This is a genomic window from Neisseria meningitidis (assembly GCF_022869645.1).
GTDB lineage: Bacteria > Pseudomonadota > Gammaproteobacteria > Burkholderiales > Neisseriaceae > Neisseria > Neisseria meningitidis.
The window spans coordinates 1,942,271-1,965,066 of record NZ_CP064367.1 but is presented as its reverse complement, the minus strand read 5'-3'; the positions used below and the strand labels follow the sequence as shown (position 1 = coordinate 1,965,066).

At 52.7% G+C, this 22,796-nt stretch carries 19 protein-coding genes, 1 tRNA gene and 1 pseudogene; 6 read left to right on the top strand and 15 right to left on the bottom strand.

The annotated features are described in order from the left end of the window. Nucleotides 1-57: 57 nt before the first annotated feature. The 10 genes and pseudogenes from IUJ45_RS10010 to IUJ45_RS09965 all read right to left on the bottom strand — a co-directional run bounded on the left by IUJ45_RS10010 (nucleotide 58) and on the right by IUJ45_RS09965 (nucleotide 9,957). Nucleotides 58-1,746, bottom strand: coding sequence for a glutamine--tRNA ligase/YqeY domain fusion protein (locus IUJ45_RS10010; protein ID WP_002245352.1), 1,689 nt, complete (start codon nucleotides 1,744-1,746; stop codon nucleotides 58-60). Between the two features lie 111 nt (nucleotides 1,747-1,857). Further along, nucleotides 1,858-2,632: pseudogene (locus IUJ45_RS10005) on the bottom strand (DeoR/GlpR family DNA-binding transcription regulator). A 42-nt stretch (nucleotides 2,633-2,674) separates the two neighbouring features. Continuing rightward, nucleotides 2,675-3,577 (bottom strand): LysO family transporter, encoded by a 903-nt coding sequence (locus IUJ45_RS10000; RefSeq protein ID WP_002222215.1) that lies wholly within the window; start codon nucleotides 3,575-3,577, stop codon nucleotides 2,675-2,677. A 148-nt stretch (nucleotides 3,578-3,725) separates the two neighbouring features. After that, entirely contained in the window at nucleotides 3,726-4,442 is a 717-nt protein-coding gene (locus tag IUJ45_RS09995; RefSeq protein WP_002212831.1) for a GntR family transcriptional regulator, read from the bottom strand. Nucleotides 4,443-5,010: 568 nt separating this feature from the next. After that, the gene (locus IUJ45_RS09990; protein WP_002222213.1) at nucleotides 5,011-5,433 is read right to left on the bottom strand and encodes an OsmC family protein; all 423 of its coding nucleotides are present in this window, start codon (nucleotides 5,431-5,433) and stop codon (nucleotides 5,011-5,013) included. A 117-nt stretch (nucleotides 5,434-5,550) separates the two neighbouring features. Beyond that, entirely contained in the window at nucleotides 5,551-6,222 is a 672-nt protein-coding gene (locus IUJ45_RS09985) for a DUF3108 domain-containing protein (RefSeq protein WP_002222212.1), read from the bottom strand. A gap of 15 nt (nucleotides 6,223-6,237) precedes the next feature. Further along, entirely contained in the window at nucleotides 6,238-6,864 is a 627-nt protein-coding gene (purN, locus tag IUJ45_RS09980; RefSeq protein ID WP_002218993.1) for a phosphoribosylglycinamide formyltransferase, read from the bottom strand. 106 nt (nucleotides 6,865-6,970) lie between these two features. Beyond that, nucleotides 6,971-7,789, bottom strand: coding sequence for an FKBP-type peptidyl-prolyl cis-trans isomerase (locus IUJ45_RS09975; RefSeq protein WP_002247019.1), 819 nt, complete (start codon nucleotides 7,787-7,789; stop codon nucleotides 6,971-6,973). A gap of 258 nt (nucleotides 7,790-8,047) precedes the next feature. Continuing rightward, nucleotides 8,048-8,488 (bottom strand): DNA polymerase III subunit chi, encoded by a 441-nt coding sequence (locus IUJ45_RS09970; protein ID WP_002237206.1) that lies wholly within the window; start codon nucleotides 8,486-8,488, stop codon nucleotides 8,048-8,050. A 62-nt stretch (nucleotides 8,489-8,550) separates the two neighbouring features. Further along, a complete protein-coding gene (locus tag IUJ45_RS09965) occupies nucleotides 8,551-9,957 on the bottom strand; it encodes a leucyl aminopeptidase (protein WP_002237207.1) in 1,407 nt (468 codons plus the stop codon). A 169-nt stretch (nucleotides 9,958-10,126) separates the two neighbouring features. On the opposite strand from IUJ45_RS09965, the gene lptF reads away from it, so the two are divergent. The 4 genes from lptF (at nucleotide 10,127) to IUJ45_RS09945 (ending at nucleotide 16,341) form a co-directional block, all read left to right on the top strand. Beyond that, nucleotides 10,127-11,242, top strand: a complete 1,116-nt coding sequence (gene lptF, locus IUJ45_RS09960) for an LPS export ABC transporter permease LptF (protein ID WP_002216799.1) — start codon at nucleotides 10,127-10,129, stop codon at nucleotides 11,240-11,242. Next, nucleotides 11,239-12,309, top strand: coding sequence for an LPS export ABC transporter permease LptG (gene lptG, locus IUJ45_RS09955; protein WP_002216797.1), 1,071 nt, complete (start codon nucleotides 11,239-11,241; stop codon nucleotides 12,307-12,309). Before lptF ends, lptG begins: the two co-directional genes overlap by 4 nt. Nucleotides 12,310-12,618: 309 nt before the next feature. Further along, complete coding sequence (gene acnB / locus IUJ45_RS09950; RefSeq protein WP_002229716.1) at nucleotides 12,619-15,204, top strand: bifunctional aconitate hydratase 2/2-methylisocitrate dehydratase; 2,586 nt, start codon at nucleotides 12,619-12,621, stop codon at nucleotides 15,202-15,204. A gap of 141 nt (nucleotides 15,205-15,345) precedes the next feature. Next, entirely contained in the window at nucleotides 15,346-16,341 is a 996-nt protein-coding gene (locus tag IUJ45_RS09945) for an ornithine carbamoyltransferase (protein WP_002237211.1), read from the top strand. 223 nt (nucleotides 16,342-16,564) lie between these two features. Here the strand turns inward: IUJ45_RS09945 and ilvC are convergent, their stop codons facing one another. The 5 genes from ilvC to IUJ45_RS09920 form a co-directional block, all read right to left on the bottom strand. Further along, nucleotides 16,565-17,578, bottom strand: coding sequence for a ketol-acid reductoisomerase (ilvC, locus tag IUJ45_RS09940; RefSeq protein WP_002226185.1), 1,014 nt, complete (start codon nucleotides 17,576-17,578; stop codon nucleotides 16,565-16,567). Nucleotides 17,579-17,657: 79 nt separating this feature from the next. Then, nucleotides 17,658-17,951 (bottom strand): putative quinol monooxygenase, encoded by a 294-nt coding sequence (locus IUJ45_RS09935; RefSeq protein ID WP_002230746.1) that lies wholly within the window; start codon nucleotides 17,949-17,951, stop codon nucleotides 17,658-17,660. Between the two features lie 66 nt (nucleotides 17,952-18,017). Then, a complete protein-coding gene (gene ilvN / locus IUJ45_RS09930; protein WP_002212817.1) occupies nucleotides 18,018-18,509 on the bottom strand; it encodes an acetolactate synthase small subunit in 492 nt (163 codons plus the stop codon). A gap of 10 nt (nucleotides 18,510-18,519) precedes the next feature. Continuing rightward, nucleotides 18,520-20,247, bottom strand: coding sequence for a biosynthetic-type acetolactate synthase large subunit (ilvB, locus tag IUJ45_RS09925; RefSeq protein ID WP_002237212.1), 1,728 nt, complete (start codon nucleotides 20,245-20,247; stop codon nucleotides 18,520-18,522). A 759-nt stretch (nucleotides 20,248-21,006) separates the two neighbouring features. Beyond that, nucleotides 21,007-21,091, bottom strand: a tRNA-Leu gene (locus IUJ45_RS09920). 276 nt (nucleotides 21,092-21,367) lie between these two features. Between IUJ45_RS09920 and IUJ45_RS09915 the strand changes: the two genes are divergently transcribed. Further along, nucleotides 21,368-22,021: an SCO family protein gene (locus IUJ45_RS09915; protein WP_002237213.1), complete on the top strand. Its 654-nt coding sequence runs from the start codon at nucleotides 21,368-21,370 to the stop codon at nucleotides 22,019-22,021. Between the two features lie 78 nt (nucleotides 22,022-22,099). Further along, nucleotides 22,100-22,753: an ATP phosphoribosyltransferase gene (hisG, locus tag IUJ45_RS09910; protein WP_002261539.1), complete on the top strand. Its 654-nt coding sequence runs from the start codon at nucleotides 22,100-22,102 to the stop codon at nucleotides 22,751-22,753. The last annotated feature ends 43 nt before the right edge of the window (nucleotides 22,754-22,796 follow it).

Below are 22,796 nucleotides of genomic sequence, written 5' to 3'. Positions count from 1 at the left end.
TTCGCGGGCAAAGGGGAAATGCCGTCCGAACAATATTCAGACGGCAAGGATGGGGTTTTACTTAGGCTGCCAAGAATCTTTCAGCGTGACCGTGCGGTTAAACACCGGCGTGTCTTTGCCGTGGTCTTTACGGTCGGTTACGAAGTAGCCGATACGCTCGAACTGCCAACGGCTTTCTGCCGGCAAATCTTTGGCGGCAGGTTCGGCGTAGGCGGTGATTTCCTTGACGGATTCCGGATTGAGGAAATCGGTGAACGGCAGGTATTCGCCGTCTTCGCCGCGCACGGCATCGGGACGCTCGATGGTAAAGAGGCGGTCGTACAGACGGACTTTGATTTCGGCGGCGTGTTCGGCGGAAACCCAATGAATCACGCCTTTAACTTTACGGCCTTCTGGATTTTTGCCCAAGGTGTCGTGGTCGATGCTGCATTTGAGTTCAACCACATTGCCTGCTTCGTCTTTGACGACTTCATCGCACTTGATGACATAGCCGTGGCGCAAGCGTACTTCGCCGCCGGGAATCAGGCGTTTGAAGCCTTTGGGCGGATTTTCGGCAAAGTCGTCGGCTTCAATATAGATGGTTTGTGAAATAGGTACTTCGCGCTCGCCCATTTCCTCGTGGTTCGGATGGAACGCGGCACGGCGGCTTTGGGTTCTGCCGGCTTCAAAGTTGGTCAGGGTCACTTTGAGCGGGTTCAACACCGCCATCAGGCGTGGGGCGGAATTTTCCAACTCTTCGCGAATCGCGCCTTCCAACACGCTCATATCGACGATGTTTTCAGATTTGGAAATACCGGCGCGTTTGGCAAACAGACGCAGGCCTTCGGGCGTGTAGCCGCGTCGGCGCATACCGGAAATAGTCGGCATACGCGGATCGTCCCAGCCGGAAACGTGTTTTTCCACAACCAACTGATTCAATTTCCGTTTGGAGGTAATGGTGTACAAAAGCTCCAAACGGGAAAACTCGTATTGGCGCGGACGGGTGGCATGCGGCGCGTGGATGTTATCCAACACCCAGTCGTACAGCGGACGGTGTGCTTCAAATTCGAGCGTACACAAGGAATGCGTGATGCCTTCGATGGCATCGGAGATGCAATGCGTGTAGTCGTACATCGGGTAGATACACCATTTGTCGCCGGTGTTGTGGTGATGGGCGCGGCGGATGCGGTAGATGACGGGGTCGCGCATATTGATGTTGCCCGATGCCATGTCGATTTTCAGGCGCAGGGTTTTGCTGCCGTCGGGGAACTCGCCGTTTTTCATGCGTGTGAACAGGTCGAGGTTTTCTTCGACGCTGCGGTCGCGGTAAGGGCTGTTTTTACCCGCTTCGGTCAGCGTACCGCGGTATTCGCGCATTTCTTCGGGCGTCAAATCATCGACATACGCTTTGCCGTCTTTAATCAAACCGACGGCGTAGTCATAAAGCTGGTCGAAATAGTTGGAAGCGAAACGCGGCTCGCCCGCCCAATGGAAACCGAGCCACTCGACATCTTCTTTGATGGCGTTGACGTATTCGTCGTTTTCTTTTTCGGGGTTGGTATCGTCAAAACGCAGGTTGCACAAGCCGTCGTAAATATACGCCAAACCGAAGTTCAGGCAGATGGATTTGGCGTGTCCGATGTGCAGGTAACCGTTGGGCTCCGGCGGAAAACGGGTTTGGACGGCTTCGTGTTTGCCGCTTTTGAGGTCGTCTTCGATGATGGTGCGGATAAAATGGTTGTCCGCAAATTGGTCTTTATTGAGCATAGTTTTCTTTGAACAGATGGCTTCAGACGGCATTGGGGCGGTTCCTTATGCCGTCTGAAGCGGTTTGATGATGTGTTTATTGTACCCGACTTGCGCGCTTTGACATAGCGTTCAGACGGCATCGGCAATCAGGCATTCCACCCCCGCCTCTTTCAGCATCTTCTGCATCGCGGTATCGGGCAGCCGGTCGGTAAATACTTTGTCAAACGCCGTAATGTCGCCGAGCCTGACCAGCGCGTTGCTGCGGAATTTACTGTGGTCCACGCCGAGGAAGCGGACGCGCGCGTTGGCAATCATCGCCTGCATCACGCTGACTTCTTTGTAGTCGTCGTCCAAAAGCGAACCGTCGCTTTCCACGCCGTGCGTACTCATCACGGCATAATCGACTTTGAACTGGTTGATAAAATCGACGGTTGCCACGCCGGTAATGCCGCCGTCCAAAGGGCGGACGACTCCGGAAGTGATGATGACCGTGTAATCCGTCCGCGCCGAAACGATGGAGGCGACGTGGATATTGTTGGTAATAATCCGCAGGCTGCCGCGCCGTCTCACCAGCTCCGATGCCACGGCTTCCATCGTCGTGCCGATACTGACAAACAGCGATGACTCGTCGGGAATATGTTCCGCAATCAGCCGGGCAATGGCGTTTTTTTTCGTTTTGACATTGAATTTGGCGGCTGGCAGGCAGCCCCTCCGGCAAGTTTCCGCCCGAGGATGCGCCGCCGTGGTGGCGTTTCAGGCTGCCAGCATCCTCCAATTCGCGGATGTCGCGGCGTATCGTCTGCGGGGTAACGTCCAATGCGGCGGCAAGCTCGTCCACCGACATAAACTGATGCCGGCGGACAAGGCTTAAAATCTCTCCGTGCCTTTGGATTTTCGGTTTCATCGTTTTCTGCCTCCTTGCATCGGGATGCCGATTTTACCGCGTTCAGCCCAAAGCGGAAAACACCACCATCAGAAACGGAGCGGCGATATTGACCACCACGCCGAAGCTGACCGCTACCGGTACGGCTTCCAAGCCGCCCGCACCCCGAATCACGGGCAATGTGAAATCCATACTGGTCGCGCCGCCGACCCCCACTGCCGCATCGGGAAAACGCTTCATCAGCAGCGGAATAAATGCCAGCGCGAACAGCTCTCGTGCCAAATCGTTCAAAAGCGCGATACTGCCCCATACCGCGCCGTAAGCCTCGGTCATCACCAAACCCGAGAGGGAATACCAACCGAAGCCGGAAGCCATCGCCAAACCTTTCACCCACGACACACCGTCTGCCGATGCGGCAAACAGCAGCCCGCCTGAAAGAGATGAAAGCATAAACCAGACCGACAACCGAATACCCCTGCGGTTGACCAAAACCTGCCGCAACGATACGCCGCTGCTTTTGAGCTGTACGCCGATGAGGAGCACCAGCAGCATCAGACAATACATACCCGCGTTTTCAGACGGCATCCAAATATCGCGCATCAGTTTGCCGGATGCAAATCCGAGCAGCACGCATCCGAGCTGCCCCACACTGCCCGACACACCGACCGAAACGCCCTTCCCTTTCCCCTTTATCCGCCACGGGAATAACTTTCCCAACACTGCCAAAGCAAGCAGGTTCGCCCCGACCGTACAAACAAACAGCCACAGAACCGTCAACGCCATATCGTCCAACCGCGAACCCAAATCCTCCACGCGCGACAACGAGACGCCGATCAGCAGCAGCACAGCATACACCAAGACCGATAGCACCTTATCCAAAGCGGGCAGGTAAGGCTTGGGCACACGGATAAAAAATCCGGCAAACATCGGTATCAATACCGAAAGCAACGTCATCAGGCTGTCCATCTCCTGACCTCCTTTATTGCCGCATGATATATGCGGTTTAAAAATTGCCGTCTGAAAATTGCAGATACCCGCATCCATATTTCAGACGGCATCAGGTTCGCCATTAAAAAACCGCCTGAAGGTTCAGGCGGCTTATCCGCTCCGGCATTCAATCTTCCAAAGTCTTTTCCAAACGCTCCATACAGTTGCCCAAATGGCGGCGCAGGATTTTGACCACGCGGTTGCGCCTGCCCGCCAGCAGCAGGTCGAGGATTTCGCGGTGTTCGGAATGCGTATGCGTATTGATGGCGTGTTTTTCCTCGCGATGCACGCCCGCCACGGCGACAATCAGGGAAGACCGCGCGCACAGCGTGTTCATAATGTCGAACAGCACATCGTTGCCCACCAGGCGCGCCAGTTCGACGTGAAAGGCATTGGACAGGCGGTTCCAGCCAACGCGGTCTCCCCTGCCGGAGGCCTCTTCTTCGCGCCGTATCATCGCATAAAGCGGCTTGAGGCGCGTTTCCAAATCCGGCAAATCTGCGAGGATATTCAAAATCATCGTCTCCATTTCGATGCGCGCATTGAACACATCCTGCATTTCTTTCAAATCGGGAACGTGGACGAACGCGCCCCTGTTGGGTTGCAAATCGACAATCTTGTCGTGCGCCAAAAGCGACAGCGCGCCGCGGACGGTGTTGCGCGAACACACCATCTGGCGGCAAAGTTCGGATTCGGTCAGCTTTTTGCCAGGCAGCAGCACCTGATCGGTAATGCCGTCCAAAATCAGGGCGTAAACACGGAACAGCTCCGAATCGTGCCGCTCTTCGAGAATCAGGGAAGACGTGGTCGGCGCATGGATAATGTCGTCGTTTTCAAAGTTCATGATGTTTTCCGTATTTTTACGCTTTCAAATTTCTTAAGATGTTTTAAGGCGGCTGTGTTTCAAATCGTGTCGGGGAAATTAAAGCATTGCACAAATTTATTTTATAGTGGATTAACAAAAATCAGGACAAGGCGACGAAGCCGCAGACAGTACAAATAGTACGGAACCGATTCACTTGGTGCTTCAGCACCTTAGAGAATCGTTCTCTTTGAGCCAAGGCGAGGCAACGCCGTACTGGTTTTTGTTAATCCACTATAATTCAATAAATTAATATATGGCTTAAAATAACGGGATTCTCGCCTCCCGCCCGCCCGCAGAAGCAGGCGGGTATCATTTTAAAACGCGGCATTTAAAATTTGACCGAAAATTGTTGACAATCCGGAATCAAGTCTGCACAATACCCCGACAAGTCCAAGTATTATAAAGGCTGAATAAAGAGGAAACAGCAGGCAGATATATTCGGGAGGTGCAGTCCGAATATATCTGCTTTTTTATGCGCCTCCGGATTGCCTGCCGCACCTTTCCCTTCAGACGGCATCAGCCGTTTCCCCATAATGCCGCCCGATGCCTATTTATCTGCCCCGGCAATTTCAAAACTGTGGGTAATCTTTGCCGCTTTGCCCAACATAATCGAAGCCGAACAGTATTTTTCGGCAGACATCTGAACGGCGCGCTCAATGGCCGATTCTTTCAAATCATGCCCGAATACTTTGAAATGGATGTGGATTTCGGTAAACACGCGCGGCGCATCGTCCGCCCGTTTCGCCGTAACCGTCGCACGGCAGTCAGTCACTTTCTGACGCTGTTTTTCGGCAATCATCACCACATCGATGCTCGAACAGCCCGCCACGCCCAACAGCAGCATTTCCAAAGGGCTGGGCCCGCGCTTGGCCGCACCTTCTGCCGCCGACCCCTCCATAACGACGCTGTGCCCGCCTTCCGTTGTTCCGACAAAGCACATTCCGTCTATCCATTTTGATGTAACCTGCATGGTGTCATTCCTGAAAATAGCGTTAAAACCGCTTTGCATATGGCGTTATTGTAAACAATTTCAAGCGGCTTATGCAGAAATATGGACAAAACGGCAAAAAAACGCCTGAAAATCGATTTACGGTTTGGCTGCCTGGCCGTTGATCTGCACCGATTTGAGTTTCAGCGTATAGGTTTTGCCGTCGTCGGTATAGCCGATTTGTGCCGGAATATTGTTCAGGGACGGTGCGAAGAAATACATTACCGCATCGTCGCCGCGCCGCACCCGATATTTGACGACTTCGGTTTCCACGCCGCCTATGCTGTATTTTCCTGTACCCGCCTTATTCAAACCGCCGACGGAATAAAGTTTTTTGCCGTTGGTGATTTTCAGCCCCGGGGGGAGTTTCGCGTCATTTGCCGCCAACTGCCAGGCAAGCGTGAACAAATCCATAGCCTTGGGGCTTTGCTCGGTTTTGCTCTCGCCCGCTTTGCCGTAGGTTACGCTGCCGTCGGCGAATTTGGCTTCCGCATACAGTTTGCCCCTGCGTATGTCTCTATAGTAGGTAGGGTGCAGGGTATTGCCGACAACCGTACCGCCGGACTCGAAACGGATATTGTATAGCGGCACTTTAATCGTCGAAACGATTTTGTAAGCATTGCCGCTGCGTTCAAATGTCATCGTGGCGGGAATGCCGTAGCTGCCGGAATAGTGCAGCACGGCGGATTGGGGCAGCCCTGCCGCATACGCGCACGGCAGGGCGGCGGACAAAATGGCGGCGGAAAATATATTTTTAAAAGTCTTCATCATTTGCTCCCGCCCGGTTTACGCCGTCAGGAAACGGGCGGCATCGGCGTTTTCCGAATTTCTGACGCGGTTTCCCTCGATAATCAGGCGGCCGGCGGCAAAATCGGCAACGGCTTTCGGATAAAGTTTATGCTCAACAGCCAAAACCCGGGCGGCAACATCGTCTGCCGTATCGCCGTCGAGTATCGGCACAATCCCTTGCGATACAATCGGGCCGCAATCCAGTTCGGCAGTAACGAAATGGATGGTGCAGCCGGCAACGCGGCAGCCCGCCTCCAAAGCGCGTTCGTGCGTATGAAGTCCGGTAAACGAGGGCAGGACGGACGGGTGAATGTTCATCAGCCTGCCTTCGTAATGGGCACAGAACTCAGGGGTCAGAATCCGCATAAAACCTGCCAAAACCACCAAGTCGGGTTGATATGCGTCGATTTTTTCCATCATGGCGGTATCGAAGGCAAGTCGTGATTCAAAGTTTTTATGATTCAGGCTGTCGGTCGGAATACCCTGACCGGCCGCCCATTGCAAACCGGCAGCCGTTTCGCTGTTGCTCAACACGGCGGCAATACGGACGTTGGGAATGGCGGCATTGACGATTGCCTGCATATTGCTGCCGCGTCCGGAAATCAGGATGACGATGTTTTTCATAATGGTGCGCTTTTGAAAGGGATGCCATCTGAACCGCTGTTTGGTGGTTTCAGACGGCATTTGCCGTAAAAATGCCCGAAAACCTGTTTCGGGCATGGATTCGGACTTAATTTACTTTTTTGATGTCGACTTGAGCCGGCTGCTTGGCGGGCGCGTTTTCGGGTGCGCCGATTTTGACCAGTTTCACATCAAATACCAAAGTGGCGTTCGGGCCGATTTTGTCGCCCGCACCCTGTTCGCGGTAGGCAAGGTTGGACGGGATGTAGAACGTGGCTTCGCCGCCTTCTTTCAGAAGCTGTACGCCTTCGGTCCAACCCAGAATCACTTGGCTCAAAGGGAAGGTGACCGGGCCGCCGTTGGCTTTGCTGCTGTCGAATACCGTACCGTCAATCAGGCGGCCTTCGTATTCCACGGTAACGATGTCGTCTTTGGTCGGCTGTTTGCCTTCGCCCTGTTTGGTGATTTTGTATTGCAGGCCGGAAGCAGTGGTCTTCACGCCGTCTTTGGCGGCATTTTCTTTCAGAAAGGCTTCGCCTTTTTCTTTATTGGCCTTCGCGTCCGCCTTGTGTTTTTCTACGGCTTTAGCCTGTTGTTCCTGAAGGAATTTCATCATGACTTCCTGAGCCTGCTCTTCGGTCATTTTGATTTCTTTGCCGTCATACACTGCCTGCATGGCTTCGGTAAAGACTTTCAAATCGATTTCCGCGCCCTGTTCCTTCATTTGCTTCAGGGAGCGTCCGATGTCCACGCCCATCGCATAGCTTGCCTGCTGCATCGTGCTGCCGATCGAAGAGGTGTCGCCCTGCGCGGAAGAAGCGGCGGCAGGTTCGGATGCAGATGCGGGGGCGGCTTCTTTTTTGCCGCAGGCGGAAAGTGCCAAAGCGGCGGAAAGGGTCAGTGCGCTGATTTTGAAAATGGTGTTCATGATGGATCTTCGCTGTCGATAAGGTCGGAAAAACGGGATTATAGCCGAGTTTGAATGTTTCAACACACAGGATGACACATAAAGCGTCAATCGTGTGTTGCCCTGTTTTGGAAAAGATTGAACCTTCCAAAATAAGTTTTGATTCTACCGCCCCGAGGGACAGATGTCCAAGTGGCGGGGTTCAACCGATAAGGAAATTTTAATCAAATAGAATCAAGCCTGTTTAAATTTTGTAAATGCGGCATTTCAGACGGCATTTTATGCCTTGCCCTCCATGCCGTGATGTTCGATGGCAAAACCGCTTCGGCGGTAGGCGGTAAAGCGTTCGCGCGCGTCGGCGAGCTCTTCCAGGCTGTTGCCGACGATTTCTAAAACGCGCGCGGGCAAGACCGGAGCGGTGTTCCAAAAACCGTCGGACAGGTTCAAAACGGCCATGCCTTCGGGAATTCGGGGCAGATTGCCGCCGCAGGCAAGCAGGACGGATGGTTCAGACGGCATGGCTTCTTCCGTTTCCCAAATTTCGTGCGGAATAAAACTCTCGGCCTCGTATTGCCAAAGCATTTTGTCCAATTCCTGAAGCTGCCCGAACGAATCGGACCACACCAGTATCCTGCCGCCGTCCCGAATCGCACGGGCAATCAGGCGGCAGGTGAAAATCGGAACTTGGGCAACGTGCGTGTAAAAGGTGGCTTTCGGCATATTGTTTGAGCATTTGGCAGGACGATGCCGTCTGAAAGGCTTCAGACGGCATTGTGGCAAAATTAAAGATTCCGCAGATAGTTCAGCAGCAAGGGAACGGGACGGCCAGTCGCACCTTTTTCCGCTCCGGATTTCCACGCCGTACCCGCGATGTCAAGGTGCGCCCACGGGTAGCCTTCGGTGAAGTAAGACAGGAATGTTGCGGCGGTAATCGTGCCCGCGCCGGGCGTGCCGATATTGGGGATGTCGGCAAAGTTGGATTTGAGCTGGTCTTTGTAGGTTTCAAAGAGCGGCAGTTGCCACGCTTTGTCGTCCACGTTGTAGGAAGCGGCAAGCAGGCTGTCGACCAAATCTTGATTGTTGCCCATCACGCCGCTGACATCGTGCCCCAAGGCGACAATACACGCGCCGGTCAGGGTGGCGACGTCGATGACGGCTTTGGGTTTGAACTGTTCGGCGTAAGTGAGCGCGTCGCACAAAATCAGACGGCCTTCGGCATCGGTGTTCAACACTTCGATGGTCAGACCTTTCATACTTTTCACGACATCGCCCGGTTTGTTTGCCGCGCCGGAAGGCATATTTTCACAAGTGGCGACGACGGCAATCAGGTTAATCGGCAGTTGCAGTTTGACGGCGGCGCAGAAGGTGCTGATGACGGTTGCCGCGCCGCACATATCAAACTTCATTTCGTCCATGTTCAGGCCGGGTTTGAGGGAAATGCCGCCGGTGTCGAAGGTAATGCCTTTGCCGACCAATACCACAGGCGCGGCTTCTTTGTCCGCCGCACCGAAATAGCTCAGTTCGACCAAATAGGGATCTTCGACACTGCCTTTGGCGACCGACCAAAACGAACCCATGTTTTCTTTGATGTAGTCTTTTTCAATGATTTTGGCGTGTGCGCCCAATTTTTCGGCTTCGGCTTTGGCGGTGCGCGCTAAAAATTCGGGCGTGCATTCGTTGGGCGCGGCGTTGCCCAAGTCGCGGCAGAGGCTTTGTCCGTAAACCTGCGCTTCGGCAACGCGCAGGGCTTCTTTGACGGCGGCTTCGTGTGCGCTGTGGAACACGGCTTCTGCAAATTTGGCGGGCTTGGCTTCTTTTTTATAGCGGTCGAAACGGTAGGCGGCATTGCCGAAAGCAATCGCAAACGCTTCGGCAACGGCTGCGGCTTGCGCTTCTTCAAAGGCATGAACGTCCACATTGACCGTTTCCTGATTTTGCGCCCATTTGGCGGCTTCGGCAGCGGCCTTGTTCAATGCGGCGCGGCCGGTGCTTTTCAGACAGCATACGGCAACAGCCTGCAAACCGTTGCCTGTCGGGATTTTTGTGTCGGCAAAATTTTGACCTTCTTCAAGCGAAGACAAAAGGGCAAGGGCGGTCGGATGGTTTAATTGCGCCTCTTCGGTGCAGACAAATAACTGTGCGCCTGCCTGCTGTTCCTGCAAGATTTCGGTTTTTGTGCTAAATTCCACGTTTATTCTCCTGATTGAGACGGTTGTCGGTAGTTTTCGGACGGCCTTTCGCTCAAAAGACCGTCTGAAGACGGCTGGCACGATTGTACCCCATTTGAAGCACCGTCTGAAACCTTGCGCGGACAATCCGCCTGCGCCGAACCGCTTACCGCCCCCTGACCGCGATTCTATGATTTATCAAAGAAACCTCATCAAAGAACTCTCTTTTACCGCCGTCGGCATTTTCGTCGTCCTCTTGGCGGTATTGGTCTCCACGCAGGCAATCAACCTGCTCGGCCGTGCCGCCGACGGGCGTGTCGCCATCGATGCCGTGTTGGCATTGGTCGGCTTCTGGGTCATCGGTATGACGCCGCTTTTGCTGGTGTTGACCGCATTTATCAGTACGTTGACCGTGTTGACCCGCTACTGGCGCGACAGCGAAATGTCGGTCTGGCTATCCTGCGGATTGGCATTGAAACAATGGATACGCCCGGTGATGCAGTTTGCCGTGCCGTTTGCCGTTTTGGTTGCCGTCATGCAGCTTTGGGTGATACCGTGGGCAGAGCTACGCAGCCGCGAATACGCTGAAATTCTGAAGCAGAAGCAGGAATTGTCTTTGGTGGAGGCAGGCGGGTTCAACAGTTTGGGCAAGCGCAACGGCAGGGTTTATTTTGTCGAAACCTTCGATACCGAATCCGGCATCATGAAAAACCTGTTCCTGCGCGAACAGGACAAAAACGGCGGCGACAACATCATCTTCGCCAAAGAAGGTAACTTCTCGCTGAACGACAACAAACGCACGCTCGAATTGCGCCACGGCTACCGTTACAGCGGCACGCCCGGACGCGCCGACTACAATCAGGTTTCCTTCCAAAAACTCAACCTGATTATCAGCACCACGCCCAAACTCATCGACCCCGTTTCCCACCGCCGTACCATTCCGACCGCCCAACTGATTGGCAGCAGCAACCCGCAACATCAGGCGGAATTGATGTGGCGCATCTCGCTGACCGTCAGCGTCCTCCTACTCTGCCTGCTTGCCGTGCCGCTTTCCTATTTCAACCCGCGCAGCGGACATACCTACAATATCTTGATTGCCATCGGTTTGTTTTTAATTTACCAAAACGGGCTGACCCTGCTTTTTGAAGCCGTGGAAGACGGCAAAATCCATTTTTGGCTCGGACTGCTGCCTATGCACATCATCATGTTCGTCATCGCAATCGTACTTCTGCGCGTCCGCAGCATGCCCAGCCAGCCCTTCTGGCAGGCGGTTGGCAAAAGTCTGACATTGAAAGGCGGAAAATGAACCTGATTTCACGTTACATCATCCGTCAAATGGCGGTTATGGCGGTTTACGCGCTCCTTGCCTTCCTCGCTTTGTACAGCTTTTTTGAAATCCTGTACGAAACCGGCAACCTCGGCAAAGGCAGTTACGGCATATGGGAAATGCTGGGCTACACCGCCCTCAAAATGCCCGCCCGCGCCTACGAACTGATGCCCCTCGCCGTCCTTATCGGCGGACTGGTCTCTCTCAGCCAGCTTGCCGCCGGCAGCGAACTGACCGTCATCAAAGCCAGCGGCATGAGCACCAAAAAGCTGCTGTTGATTCTGTCGCAGTTCGGTTTTATTTTTGCTATTGCCACCGTCGCGCTCGGCGAATGGGTTGCGCCCACACTGAGCCAAAAAGCCGAAAACATCAAAGCCGCGGCCATCAACGGCAAAATCAGTACCGGCAATACCGGCCTTTGGCTGAAAGAAAAAAACAGCATTATCAATGTGCGCGAAATGTTGCCCGACCATACCCTGCTGGGCATTAAAATCTGGGCCCGCAACGATAAAAACGAACTGGCAGAGGCAGTGGAAGCCGATTCCGCCGTTTTGAACAGCGACGGCAGTTGGCAGTTGAAAAACATCCGCCGCAGCACGCTTGGCGAAGACAAAGTCGAGGTCTCTATTGCGGCTGAAGAAAACTGGCCGATTTCCGTCAAACGCAACCTGATGGACGTATTGCTCGTCAAACCCGACCAAATGTCCGTCGGCGAACTGACCACCTACATCCGCCACCTCCAAAACAACAGCCAAAACACCCGAATCTACGCCATCGCATGGTGGCGCAAATTGGTTTACCCCGCCGCAGCCTGGGTGATGGCGCTCGTCGCCTTTGCCTTTACCCCGCAAACCACCCGCCACGGCAATATGGGCTTAAAACTCTTCGGCGGCATCTGTCTCGGATTGCTGTTCCACCTTGCCGGACGGCTCTTCGGGTTTACCAGCCAACTCTACGGCATCCCGCCCTTCCTCGCCGGCGCACTACCTACCATAGCCTTCGCCTTGCTCGCCGTTTGGCTGATACGCAAACAGGAAAAACGCTAAACCAATGCCGTCTGACCCCCTTCGGACGGCATTGGTTTTTATTATCATATTCCTGTAGACAGATAGCCGTTCCCTATTATAGTGGATTAACAAAAACCAGTACGGCGTTGCCTCGCCTTGCCGTACTATTGTACTGTCTGCGGCTTCGTCGCCTTGTCCTGATTTTTGTTAATCCACTATACATTACCTGTCATAACAGTTCCATTTTTGTTAAAACTAGTCTATGATAGCGGTACAAATATTGTTTACAATATTTAACGCAAATCATTTGCAACCCGACAAAAGAAAAACAGAAAAAGGAACAAAGAGATGTTAGAAGCCTATCGTAAAGCCGCCGCCGAGCGCGCCGCCCTCGGCATTCCCGCCCTCCCTTTGAACGCGCAGCAAACCGCCGATTTGGTTGAGCTGCTGAAAAGCCCGCCCGCAGGCGAAGGCGAGTTCTTGGTCGAACTGCTTGCCCACCGTGTTCCGCCCGGTGTGGACGATGCCGCCAAAGTCAAAGCCTCATTCCTGGCTGCCGTTGCCGAAGGCAGCGCGTCCAGCCCGCTGATCTCCCCCGAATATGCGACCGAACTCTTAGGTACGATGCTCGGCGGTTACAATATCCACGCCTTAATCGAACTCTTGGACGACGACAAACTCGCGCCCATTGCCGCCAAAGGCTTGAAACATACGCTTCTGATGTTCGATTCCTTCCACGACGTTCAGGAAAAAGCCGAAAAAGGCAACAAATACGCGCAAGAAGTTTTGCAATCTTGGGCAGATGCCGAATGGTTCGCCTCACGCGCCAAAGTTCCCGAAAAAATCACCGTTACCGTTTTCAAAGTTGACGGCGAAACCAATACAGACGACCTCTCCCCCGCGCCCGACGCGTGGAGTCGTCCCGATATTCCGCTGCACGCGCTGGCCATGCTGAAAAACCCGCGCGACGGCATCACGCCCGACAAACCGGGCGAAGTCGGTCCGATTAAATTGTTGGAAGAACTCAAAGCCAAAGGCCATCCGGTTGCTTACGTCGGCGACGTGGTCGGTACTGGTTCTTCACGCAAATCCGCGACCAACTCCGTCATTTGGCATACCGGCGAAGACATTCCGTTCGTGCCGAACAAACGCTTCGGCGGCGTATGTTTGGGCGGCAAAATCGCGCCGATTTTCTTCAATACCCAAGAAGATTCCGGCGCGCTGCCGATTGAAGTCGATGTATCTGCTCTAAAAATGGGCGATGTCGTCGATATCCTGCCTTATGAAGGCAAAATCGTGAAAAACGGCGAGACTGTTGCCGAGTTTGAATTGAAATCACAAGTATTGCTGGACGAAGTGCAAGCCGGCGGCCGTATCAACCTGATTATCGGCCGAGGTCTGACCGCCAAAGCGCGCGAAGCCCTGAAACTGCCTGCCTCTACTGCATTCCGCCTGCCGCAAGCGCCTGCCGAAAGCAAAGCCGGTTTCACCTTGGCGCAAAAAATGGTCGGCCGCGCCTGCGGTCTGCCCGAAGGACAAGGCGTGCGCCCGGGTACTTACTGCGAACCGCGTATGACGACGGTCGGCTCGCAAGACACGACCGGCCCGATGACCCGCGACGAGTTGAAAGACTTGGCTTGTTTGGGCTTCTCCGCCGATATGGTGATGCAGTCTTTCTGCCACACCGCCGCCTATCCGAAACCTGTCGATGTAAAAACCCATAAAGAACTGCCCGCCTTTATTTCCACCCGTGGCGGCGTGTCACTGCGTCCGGGCGACGGCGTCATCCACTCGTGGCTCAACCGCCTGCTGCTGCCCGATACCGTCGGCACCGGCGGCGACAGCCATACCCGTTTCCCCATCGGTATTTCCTTCCCCGCCGGCTCCGGCTTGGTTGCCTTTGCCGCCGCAACGGGCGTAATGCCGCTCGATATGCCCGAGTCTGTATTGGTACGCTTCAGCGGCAAGCTGCAACCGGGCGTAACCCTGCGCGATTTGGTGAACGCCATCCCGCTGTACGCAATCAAACAAGGTTTGCTGACCGTTGCCAAAGCCGGTAAGAAAAACATCTTCTCCGGCCGCATCCTCGAAATCGAAGGCCTGCCTGATTTGAAAGTGGAACAAGCCTTTGAATTGACCGACGCATCCGCCGAACGCTCCGCCGCCGGCTGTACCGTGAAGCTCAACAAAGAGCCGATTATCGAGTACATGAAATCCAACGTCGTGTTGATGAAAAACATGATTGCCAACGGCTATCAAGACCCGCGCACTTTGGAACGCCGCATCAAAGCTATGGAAAAATGGCTGGCAAATCCCGAGTTGCTCGAAGCGGATAAAGATGCCGAATACGCCGCCGTGATTGAAATCAACATGGACGACATCAAAGAGCCGATTATCGCCTGCCCGAACGACCCGGACGACGTGTGCTTCATGTCCGAACGCTCCGGCACCAAAATCGACGAAGTATTCATCGGTTCGTGTATGACCAACATCGGCCACTTCCGCGCCGCCTCCAAACTTTTGGAAGGCAAGGCAGACACCCCCGTCCGCCTGTGGATTGCGCCGCCGACCAAAATGGACGCGAAACAATTGTCCGACGAAGGACACTACGGCGTACTCGGACGTGCCGGCGCGCGTATGGAAATGCCGGGTTGCTCCTTATGTATGGGTAATCAGGCGCAAGTACGCGAAGGTGCGACCGTTATGTCCACCTCCACCCGCAACTTCCCGAACCGTTTGGGTAAAAACACCTTTGTTTACCTCGGTTCGGCGGAATTGGCAGCGATTTGCTCCAAACTGGGTAAAATCCCGACCGTTGAAGAATATCAAGCCAATATCGGCATCATCAACGAACAGGGCGATAAAATCTACCGCTATATGAACTTCAACGAAATCGACAGCTACAACGAAGTAGCCGAGACCGTGAACGTTTAATCCCCGTCATCCGTATGAAGTAAGGGATTGACCGCAATGCCGTCTGAACAACCTTCAGACGGCATTGCAACATTCCGCTAACCCTTCTTTCCGCAAACGCTGCAAATACGGCGTTCACGCCCCCACATAAAGGAAACGACAGTGAACCTGAAAAACCGCCATTTTCTGAAACTTTTAGACTTCACGCCGGAAGAAATCACCGCCTACCTCGACCTTGCCGCCGAATTGAAAGCCGCCAAAAAAGCAGGGCGCGAGATTCAGCGGATGAAAGGGAAAAACATCGCCCTGATTTTTGAAAAAACCTCTACTCGGACGCGCTGCGCGTTTGAAGTCGCCGCGCGCGATCAAGGCGCGGGAGTGACTTATTTAGAGCCGTCCGCCAGCCAAATCGGGCATAAGGAAAGCATCAAAGACACCGCCCGCGTGTTGGGCAGGATGTACGATGCCATCGAATATCGCGGTTTCGGTCAGGAAACTGTCGAAGAATTGGCGAAATACGCGGGCGTACCCGTGTTCAACGGGCTGACCAACGAGTTCCATCCCACACAAATGCTTGCCGACGCACTGACTATGCGCGAACACAGCGGCAAACCTTTGAACCAAACCGCGTTTGCCTACGTCGGCGACGCGCGTTACAACATGGGCAATTCCCTGCTGATTTTAGGGGCAAAATTGGGGATGGACGTGCGTATCGGCGCACCGCAAAGCCTGTGGCCGTCTGAAGGCATTATTGCCGCCGCACACGCCGCCGCCAAAGAAACCGGCGCAAAAATTACCCTGACCGAAAACGCGCATGAAGCCGTGAAGAATGTTGATTTTATTCATACCGATGTGTGGGTCAGCATGGGCGAGCCGAAAGAAGTCTGGCAGGAACGCATCGATTTGCTGAAAGATTACCGCGTTACGCCCGAACTGATGGCGGCATCGGGCAATCCGCAAGTCAAATTCATGCACTGCCTGCCCGCCTTCCACAACCGCGAAACCAAAGTCGGCGAATGGATTTACGAAACCTTCGGGCTGAACGGTGTGGAAGTTACAGAAGAAGTATTCGAAAGCCCCGCCAGCATCGTGTTCGATCAGGCGGAAAACCGTATGCACACGATTAAAGCGGTAATGGTCGCGGCTCTGGGCGACTGACAGAACTGTGCCTGTTTAAATTCATCCGCAACACAGATACCGTCTGAACACGATGTTCAGACGGTATCCATATATAGTGGATTAAATTTAAACCAGTACGGCGTTGCCTCGCCTTGCCGTACTATTTGTACTGTCTGCAGCTTCGTCGCCTTGTCCTGATTTTTGTTAATCCACTATAAAAAAACTGCCTACACGATGTGTAGGCAGTCCCGTTTGAAAACAATCAGTTTTTGTCTTGGTCAACCAATTTGTTGGCAGTAATCCAAGGCATCATGGCACGCAGTTGTGCGCCGACTTTTTCAACTTGGTGGTCGGCATTCAAACGGCGGCGGGCAGTCATAGACGCGTAGTTGACGTTACCCTCTTGGATAAACATTTTTGCGTATTCGCCGGTTTGGATGCGTTTCAGAGCATTGCGCATGGCTTCTTTGCTGGAAGCATTGACCACTTCAGGGCCGGTAACGTATTCGCCGTACTCCGCATTGTTGGAAATGGAGTAGTTCATATTGGCAATACCGCCTTCGAAAATCAGGTCAACAATCAGTTTCATTTCGTGCAGACATTCGAAGTAAGCCATTTCAGGCGCGTAACCGGCTTCGGTCAGGGTTTCAAAACCTGCTTTGATCAACTCGACCACGCCACCGCACAATACAGCTTGTTCGCCGAACAGATCGGTTTCGGTTTCTTCGCGGAAAGTGGTTTCAATCACACCGCCTTTGGTGCCGCCGTTGGCAGCCGCATAAGACAGGGCGATGTCTTTGGCCTTGCCGGAATTGTCTTGGTAAACGGCAATCAGAGAAGGCACGCCGCCGCCGCGTTTGTATTCACTGCGTACGGTATGACCCGGGCCTTTGGGGGCAACCATAATCACGTCCAAGTCGGCACGCGGAACGATTTGGTTGTAGTGAACGTTGAAGCCGTGTGCAAATGCCAGCGTTGCGCCTTCTTTCAGATTGGCTGCAACTTCGGCGTGATAGACGGCAGGCATGGTTTCGTCAGGCAGCAGCAGCATAACGACATCGGCTTCTTTGGTCGCTTCAGCAACAGTTTTGACGACATGGCCGGCTGCTTCGGCTTTTTTCCAAGAAGAACCTTGGCGCAGACCAATCACCACGTTTACACCCGAATCTTTCAGGTTGGCAGCATGGGCATGGCCTTGCGAACCGTAACCGATGATGGCAACGGTTTTGCCTTTGATCAGGGACAGATCGGCATCTTTATCGTAATAGACTTGCATTTGATTTCCTTTAAGGTAAATGGTTGTCGAAGCCTTAAAATGTTGAGCGGCTTCGGACGGGTTAAACAGAGTGTGCCGCTTAAGCGGCAACTTCATTCATCAATACGATTTCCAACGCTTCGGTTTTGCCGTCGACGGACTGGACGAAGGCTTGGAAATGCGCGCTGGCATTGTGTTCGTCAATAGCTGCTTGGGATTTCCAATTTTCCACGAAAACAAAACGGTTCGGTTTGCCGATTTCCTGATGGAGATCATAGCTGATGTTGCCCTCTTCCGCACGGCTGGCTTTGACCAGTTCTTTAAACTGTGCTGCCAGTGTTTCTGTGTATTCCGGTTTAACGGTAACCAGTGCGACAATTTTAATGTTCGACATAAATCTCTCCTGCCGTTCGTTTTTCAGACGGCATTCAAATACCGTGCCGTCTGAAAGGTTACGGCGTTAAATTTTCAAAATACGCTCACCGCGACCGATGCCGGCCGCGCCTGTACGTACGGTTTCCAAAATTTGGGCGCGTCCGACCGTTTCCAAAAAGGAATCCAGCTTGTCTGTCGAGCCGGTAATTTCAATCGTATAGCTGCGGTCGGTTACGTCGATGATGCTGCCCCGGTAGATTTCGGTCAAGCGTAAAAATTCGTCGCGGTCTTTGCCGGCGGCACGGACTTTTACCAACATCAGTTCGCGTTCGACAAAACGGCTTTCGTTCAAATCGACCACTTTAATCACTTCAATCAATTTATTGAGTTGCTTGGTGATTTGTTCGATAACCTGCTCGTCGCCGTGTGTAACGATGGTCATACGGGACAGGGTTTTGTCTTCGGTCGGCGCAACCGCCAAAGAATCGATATTGTAATCGCGTGCAGAGAACAAACCGACCACGCGGCTCATCGCACCTGATTCGTTTTCGATCAGAACAGATAAGATATGTCGCATTTGCCTCTCCTTACGCCTTTCCGTCCGCACGCATATGCGGCGGAAGTACCATTTCGTCCAAACCTTTGCCGTTGCCGACCATGGGCATCACATTCTGTTTCTGGTCGGTCAGGAAGTCGATAAACACCAGCCTGTCTTTTTGGTTCAATGCTTCCAACAACGCACCTTCCACATCAGACTTCTTGTCCACGCGGATACCGATATGGCCGTATGCCTCGGCAAGTTTGACGAAATCGGGCAAAGAATCGAAATAGGTTTCCGACTCTCGTCCGCCGTAATATATTTCCTGCCACTGGCGTACCATACCGAGATAACCGTTGTTCAGCGTAATGACGTTAACCGGAATCCGATATTGGAAACAGGTGGACAGCTCTTGGATGTTCATCTGGATCGAGCCGTCGCCGGTAATACAGAATACGTCTTGATCCGGGGCGGCAAGTTTTGCACCAATCGCATAAGGCAGACCAACGCCCATCGTACCCAAACCGCCGGAGTTGAGCCATTGGCGCGGACGTTCGAAGGGATAATATTGAGCCGCAAACATTTGATGCTGCCCTACATCCGATGTGATGATTGCCGAATTGCCGGTAATCTCGGCAAGCTTCTGAATCACATATTGTGGCTTGATAATTTCGCTGCCGTTGTCAAACCACAAGCAATCGCGGGAACGCCATTCCTCTATGGTTTTCCACCATTTGCCCAAAGCATCTTCAGACGGCACGGACTCTTGTTTTTGCCACAGCGCAACCATCTCGGACAAAACGTTTTTCACGTCGCCGACAATCGGAATGTCCGCCTTCACGCGTTTGGCGATGCTGGAAGGATCGACATCGATATGGATAACCTTCTTCGCCTTCTCGAAAAATTTGGACGGTACGGAAACCACACGGTCGTCAAAACGCGCACCTACGGCAAGAACGACATCCGCATTCTGCATGGCAAGGTTTGCCTCGTAAGTACCGTGCATACCGAGCATACCGAGGAATTGGCGGTCGCCGGAAGGATAAGCGCCCAAGCCCATCAGCGTACCCGTGCACGGAGCACCCGTCATTCGGACAAATCGGGTCAGCTCTTCAGAAGCATTACCCAACACCACGCCGCCGCCAAAATAGACGACCGGACGTTTGGCAGATGCCAACATCTGCACGGCCTTTTTAATCTGACCGATATGCCCTTGAACAACCGGTTGATACGAACGGATAAAAATGTCTTCCTGAGGATAGCTGAATTTCGCCATCGCCTGCGTAACATCTTTCGGGACATCAACCACCACGGGCCCCGGTCGGCCGCTTGCGGCAATTTGGAACGCCTTTTTAATGGTTTCCGCCAACTCATTGATGTCCGTAACCAGGAAATTGTGTTTGACGCACGGACGGGTAATACCCACCGTATCAACTTCTTGGAACGCATCCGTACCAATCAGGGAATTGCCTACCTGCCCGCTGATGACCACCATCGGAATCGAATCCGTATAGGCAGTAGCAATACCGGTCAGTGCATTGGTAACGCCCGGGCCGGATGTAACCAATGCCACGCCCACCTTACCGCTGACGCGCGCATACGCATCTGCCGCGTGTACTGCCGCCTGCTCGTGACGGGTCAGAATGTGCTTGAATTTATTGAGTTGGAAAAGGGCATCGTAGATTTCGATAACCGCACCGCCGGGATAACCGAAAACGTACTCGACACCTTCAGCTTTGAGACTCTGCACTATGATTTGCGCGCCTGATAGCTGCATAACGACCTCTTTTATACGGTTTCAAACCAATAGGGACAAACCGCTTTGCCACAGCACCTGTAATGCAATTCCACCAAGCAGCGATTTAGGGTACGCGCATTGGGGGAACACGGCAACAGACGGATTATCCAATCAATTGGAAAGGAACACAGAGTTTGTGAAAAAGAGTAGAAACGATAACGCAAACCGACAGTTCAATCAAGAAAAATCTTTCATCTTTTAATTATTTTTTGAAAGCAGAGAAATTATTGATTGATTTTAAAAGAATAAAATCAGGAGTACCTTTTTTGAAAGATGGAAATTGTTGACAGTTTGTGTAGGAGGGGCAGATGTGAAAAACCCTTCTTCGATATCAAGAATTGTAAAATTTACAGGGTTTCATCCCAATAAAGACTCGGGATATTGATTGAACTTGATTTTATTTTTGATATATCAAAAATATTCCCAACCATACTTCCTGAAAATGGCTCATTGCACCGGACTGTATTGGACGGCATTAACAGAACCAAGAGGGCTAACAACGACTTAATATATTGATTGTATAGTGGATTAACAAAAATCAGGACAAGGCGACGAAGCCGCAGACAGTACAAATAGTACGGAACCGATTCACTTGGTGCTTCAGCACCTTAGAGAATCGTTCTCTTTGAGCTAAGGCGAGGCAACGCCGTACTGGTTTAAATTTAATCCACTATATTTAGTCTTATCTATTTCATTAAACAGCAATAGACAAAAAAATAACCGCTCTAAAAGCGGTTGTGGTGCCCAGGGTCGGACTCGAACCGACACACCTTGCGGCGGGGGATTTTGAGTCCCCTGCGTCTACCAATTTCGCCACCTGGGCTGGTGAAGAAGTCGTCATTATAATGGCTTTTGAAATTCTGTAAACCTTTTTTTTGAAATTATTTTATCTGTTTTTATTTTATTTTTGATTTTAAATAGAATTTTTATTATTTTAATCTTACTGTTCTTTCCGCTCCAAAGATTCTGTATGATTCGGCAATTCCTGCCGTGCAGACAACGTAAAAAAATACTACATTAAATCTGCCAAACGCGTTAAGATGGAAATATTCAAATTCCGTACGAATCAGGTTTTGCTATTTATTCTTGGGAGATTGTCATGTTTTCCGTACCGCGTTCCTTTTTGCCGGGCGTTTTCGTACTTGCCGCGCTTGCCGCCTGCAAACCTCAAGACAACAGTGCGGCGCAAGTCGCTTCTTCAAGTGCATCCGCGTCGGCTGCGGAAAATGCGGCAAAGCCGCAAACGCGCGGTACGGATATGCGTAAGGAAGACATCGGCGGCGATTTCACGCTGACCGACGGCGAAGGCAAGCCTTTCAACCTGAGCGATTTGAAAGGCAAGGTCGTGATTCTGTCTTTCGGCTTTACGCACTGTCCCGATGTCTGCCCGACAGAGCTTTTGACGTACAGCGACACGTTGAAGCAGTTGGGCGGGCAGGCTAAGGACGTGAAAGTGGTGTTCGTCAGCATCGATCCGGAACGCGACACGCCTGAAATCATCGGCAAGTATGCCAAACAGTTCAATCCGGACTTTATCGGTCTGACGGCAACGGGCGACCAAAACCTGCCGGTCATCAAGCAGCAATACCGCGTGGTTTCTGCCAAAGTCAATCAAAAAGACGACAGCGAAAACTATTTGGTCGACCACTCTTCCGGTGCGTATCTCATCGACAAAAACGGTGAGGTTGCCATTTTCTCGCCTTACGGAAGCGAGCCGGAAACGATTGCTGCCGATGTAAGGACCCTGCTCTGATAAAACCGTATGCCATCTGCACCGTCGGCGCCTGTTCAGACGGCATTATTGTTTCAACCGACAAAGGACATCCACACCATGCAGGATAATGCTTTGACCATCGCCTTATCCAAGGGGCGCATTTTTGAGGAGACGCTGCCGCTGCTTGCCGCTGCCGGCATTGTTCCGACTGAAGAGCCTGAAAAATCGCGCAAGCTGATTATCGGGACGAACCATGAAAACATCCGCCTTGTCATTGTCCGCGCAACCGATGTGCCGACTTATGTCCGCTACGGCGCGGCGGACTTCGGCATTGCGGGCAAAGACGTGCTGATCGAACACGGCGGCACGGGGCTTTACCGGCCTTTGGATTTGGAGATTGCCAAGTGCCGCATGATGGTTGCTGTGCGTAAAGGGTTTGATTACGAAGCAGCTTCGCAACCCGGATGCCGTCTGAAGATTGCCACAAAGTATCCTGAAATCGCGGCATCTCATTTTGCCGGCAAGGGTGTCCATGTGGACATTATCAAACTGTACGGCTCGATGGAACTTGCGCCGCTGGTCGGCTTGAGCGATGCGATTGTGGACTTGGTTTCGACGGGCAACACCTTGAAGGCAAACGGCTTGGAAGCAGTCGAACACATCGTCGACATTTCCAGCCGCCTGGTGGTCAACAAGGCTGCTTTGAAAACGAAATACGCGCTGCTGGAGCCGATTATTCAGGCGTTCGGCGGCGCAGTGAAGGCGAAGTAAGCATTCATTTGAATAAAGATGCGTTTTCAGACGACCCTATCCG

Bases quoted from the DNA above. Each gene is read 5' to 3' on its own strand.
- IUJ45_RS10000 (WP_002222215.1), bottom strand. From the start codon at position 3,577: ATGGACAGCCTGATGACGTTGCTTTCGGTATTGATACCGATGTTTGCC.
- IUJ45_RS09995 (WP_002212831.1), bottom strand. From the start codon at position 4,442: ATGAACTTTGAAAACGACGACATTATCCATGCGCCGACCACGTCTTCC.
- IUJ45_RS09970 (WP_002237206.1), bottom strand. From the start codon at position 8,488: ATGCCGAAAGCCACCTTTTACACGCACGTTGCCCAAGTTCCGATTTTC.
- ilvN (WP_002212817.1), bottom strand. From the start codon at position 18,509: ATGCGACATATCTTATCTGTTCTGATCGAAAACGAATCAGGTGCGATG.
- IUJ45_RS09985 (WP_002222212.1), bottom strand. From the start codon at position 6,222: ATGATGAAGACTTTTAAAAATATATTTTCCGCCGCCATTTTGTCCGCC.
- IUJ45_RS10010 (WP_002245352.1), bottom strand. From the start codon at position 1,746: ATGCTCAATAAAGACCAATTTGCGGACAACCATTTTATCCGCACCATC.
- purN (WP_002218993.1), bottom strand. From the start codon at position 6,864: ATGAAAAACATCGTCATCCTGATTTCCGGACGCGGCAGCAATATGCAG.
- ilvB (WP_002237212.1), bottom strand. From the start codon at position 20,247: ATGCAGCTATCAGGCGCGCAAATCATAGTGCAGAGTCTCAAAGCTGAA.
- lptF (WP_002216799.1), top strand. From the start codon at position 10,127: ATGATTTATCAAAGAAACCTCATCAAAGAACTCTCTTTTACCGCCGTC.
- IUJ45_RS09990 (WP_002222213.1), bottom strand. From the start codon at position 5,433: ATGCAGGTTACATCAAAATGGATAGACGGAATGTGCTTTGTCGGAACA.
- IUJ45_RS09915 (WP_002237213.1), top strand. From the start codon at position 21,368: ATGTTTTCCGTACCGCGTTCCTTTTTGCCGGGCGTTTTCGTACTTGCC.
- acnB (WP_002229716.1), top strand. From the start codon at position 12,619: ATGTTAGAAGCCTATCGTAAAGCCGCCGCCGAGCGCGCCGCCCTCGGC.
- IUJ45_RS09975 (WP_002247019.1), bottom strand. From the start codon at position 7,789: ATGAACACCATTTTCAAAATCAGCGCACTGACCCTTTCCGCCGCTTTG.
- hisG (WP_002261539.1), top strand. From the start codon at position 22,100: ATGCAGGATAATGCTTTGACCATCGCCTTATCCAAGGGGCGCATTTTT.
- lptG (WP_002216797.1), top strand. From the start codon at position 11,239: ATGAACCTGATTTCACGTTACATCATCCGTCAAATGGCGGTTATGGCG.
- IUJ45_RS09935 (WP_002230746.1), bottom strand. From the start codon at position 17,951: ATGTCGAACATTAAAATTGTCGCACTGGTTACCGTTAAACCGGAATAC.
- ilvC (WP_002226185.1), bottom strand. From the start codon at position 17,578: ATGCAAGTCTATTACGATAAAGATGCCGATCTGTCCCTGATCAAAGGC.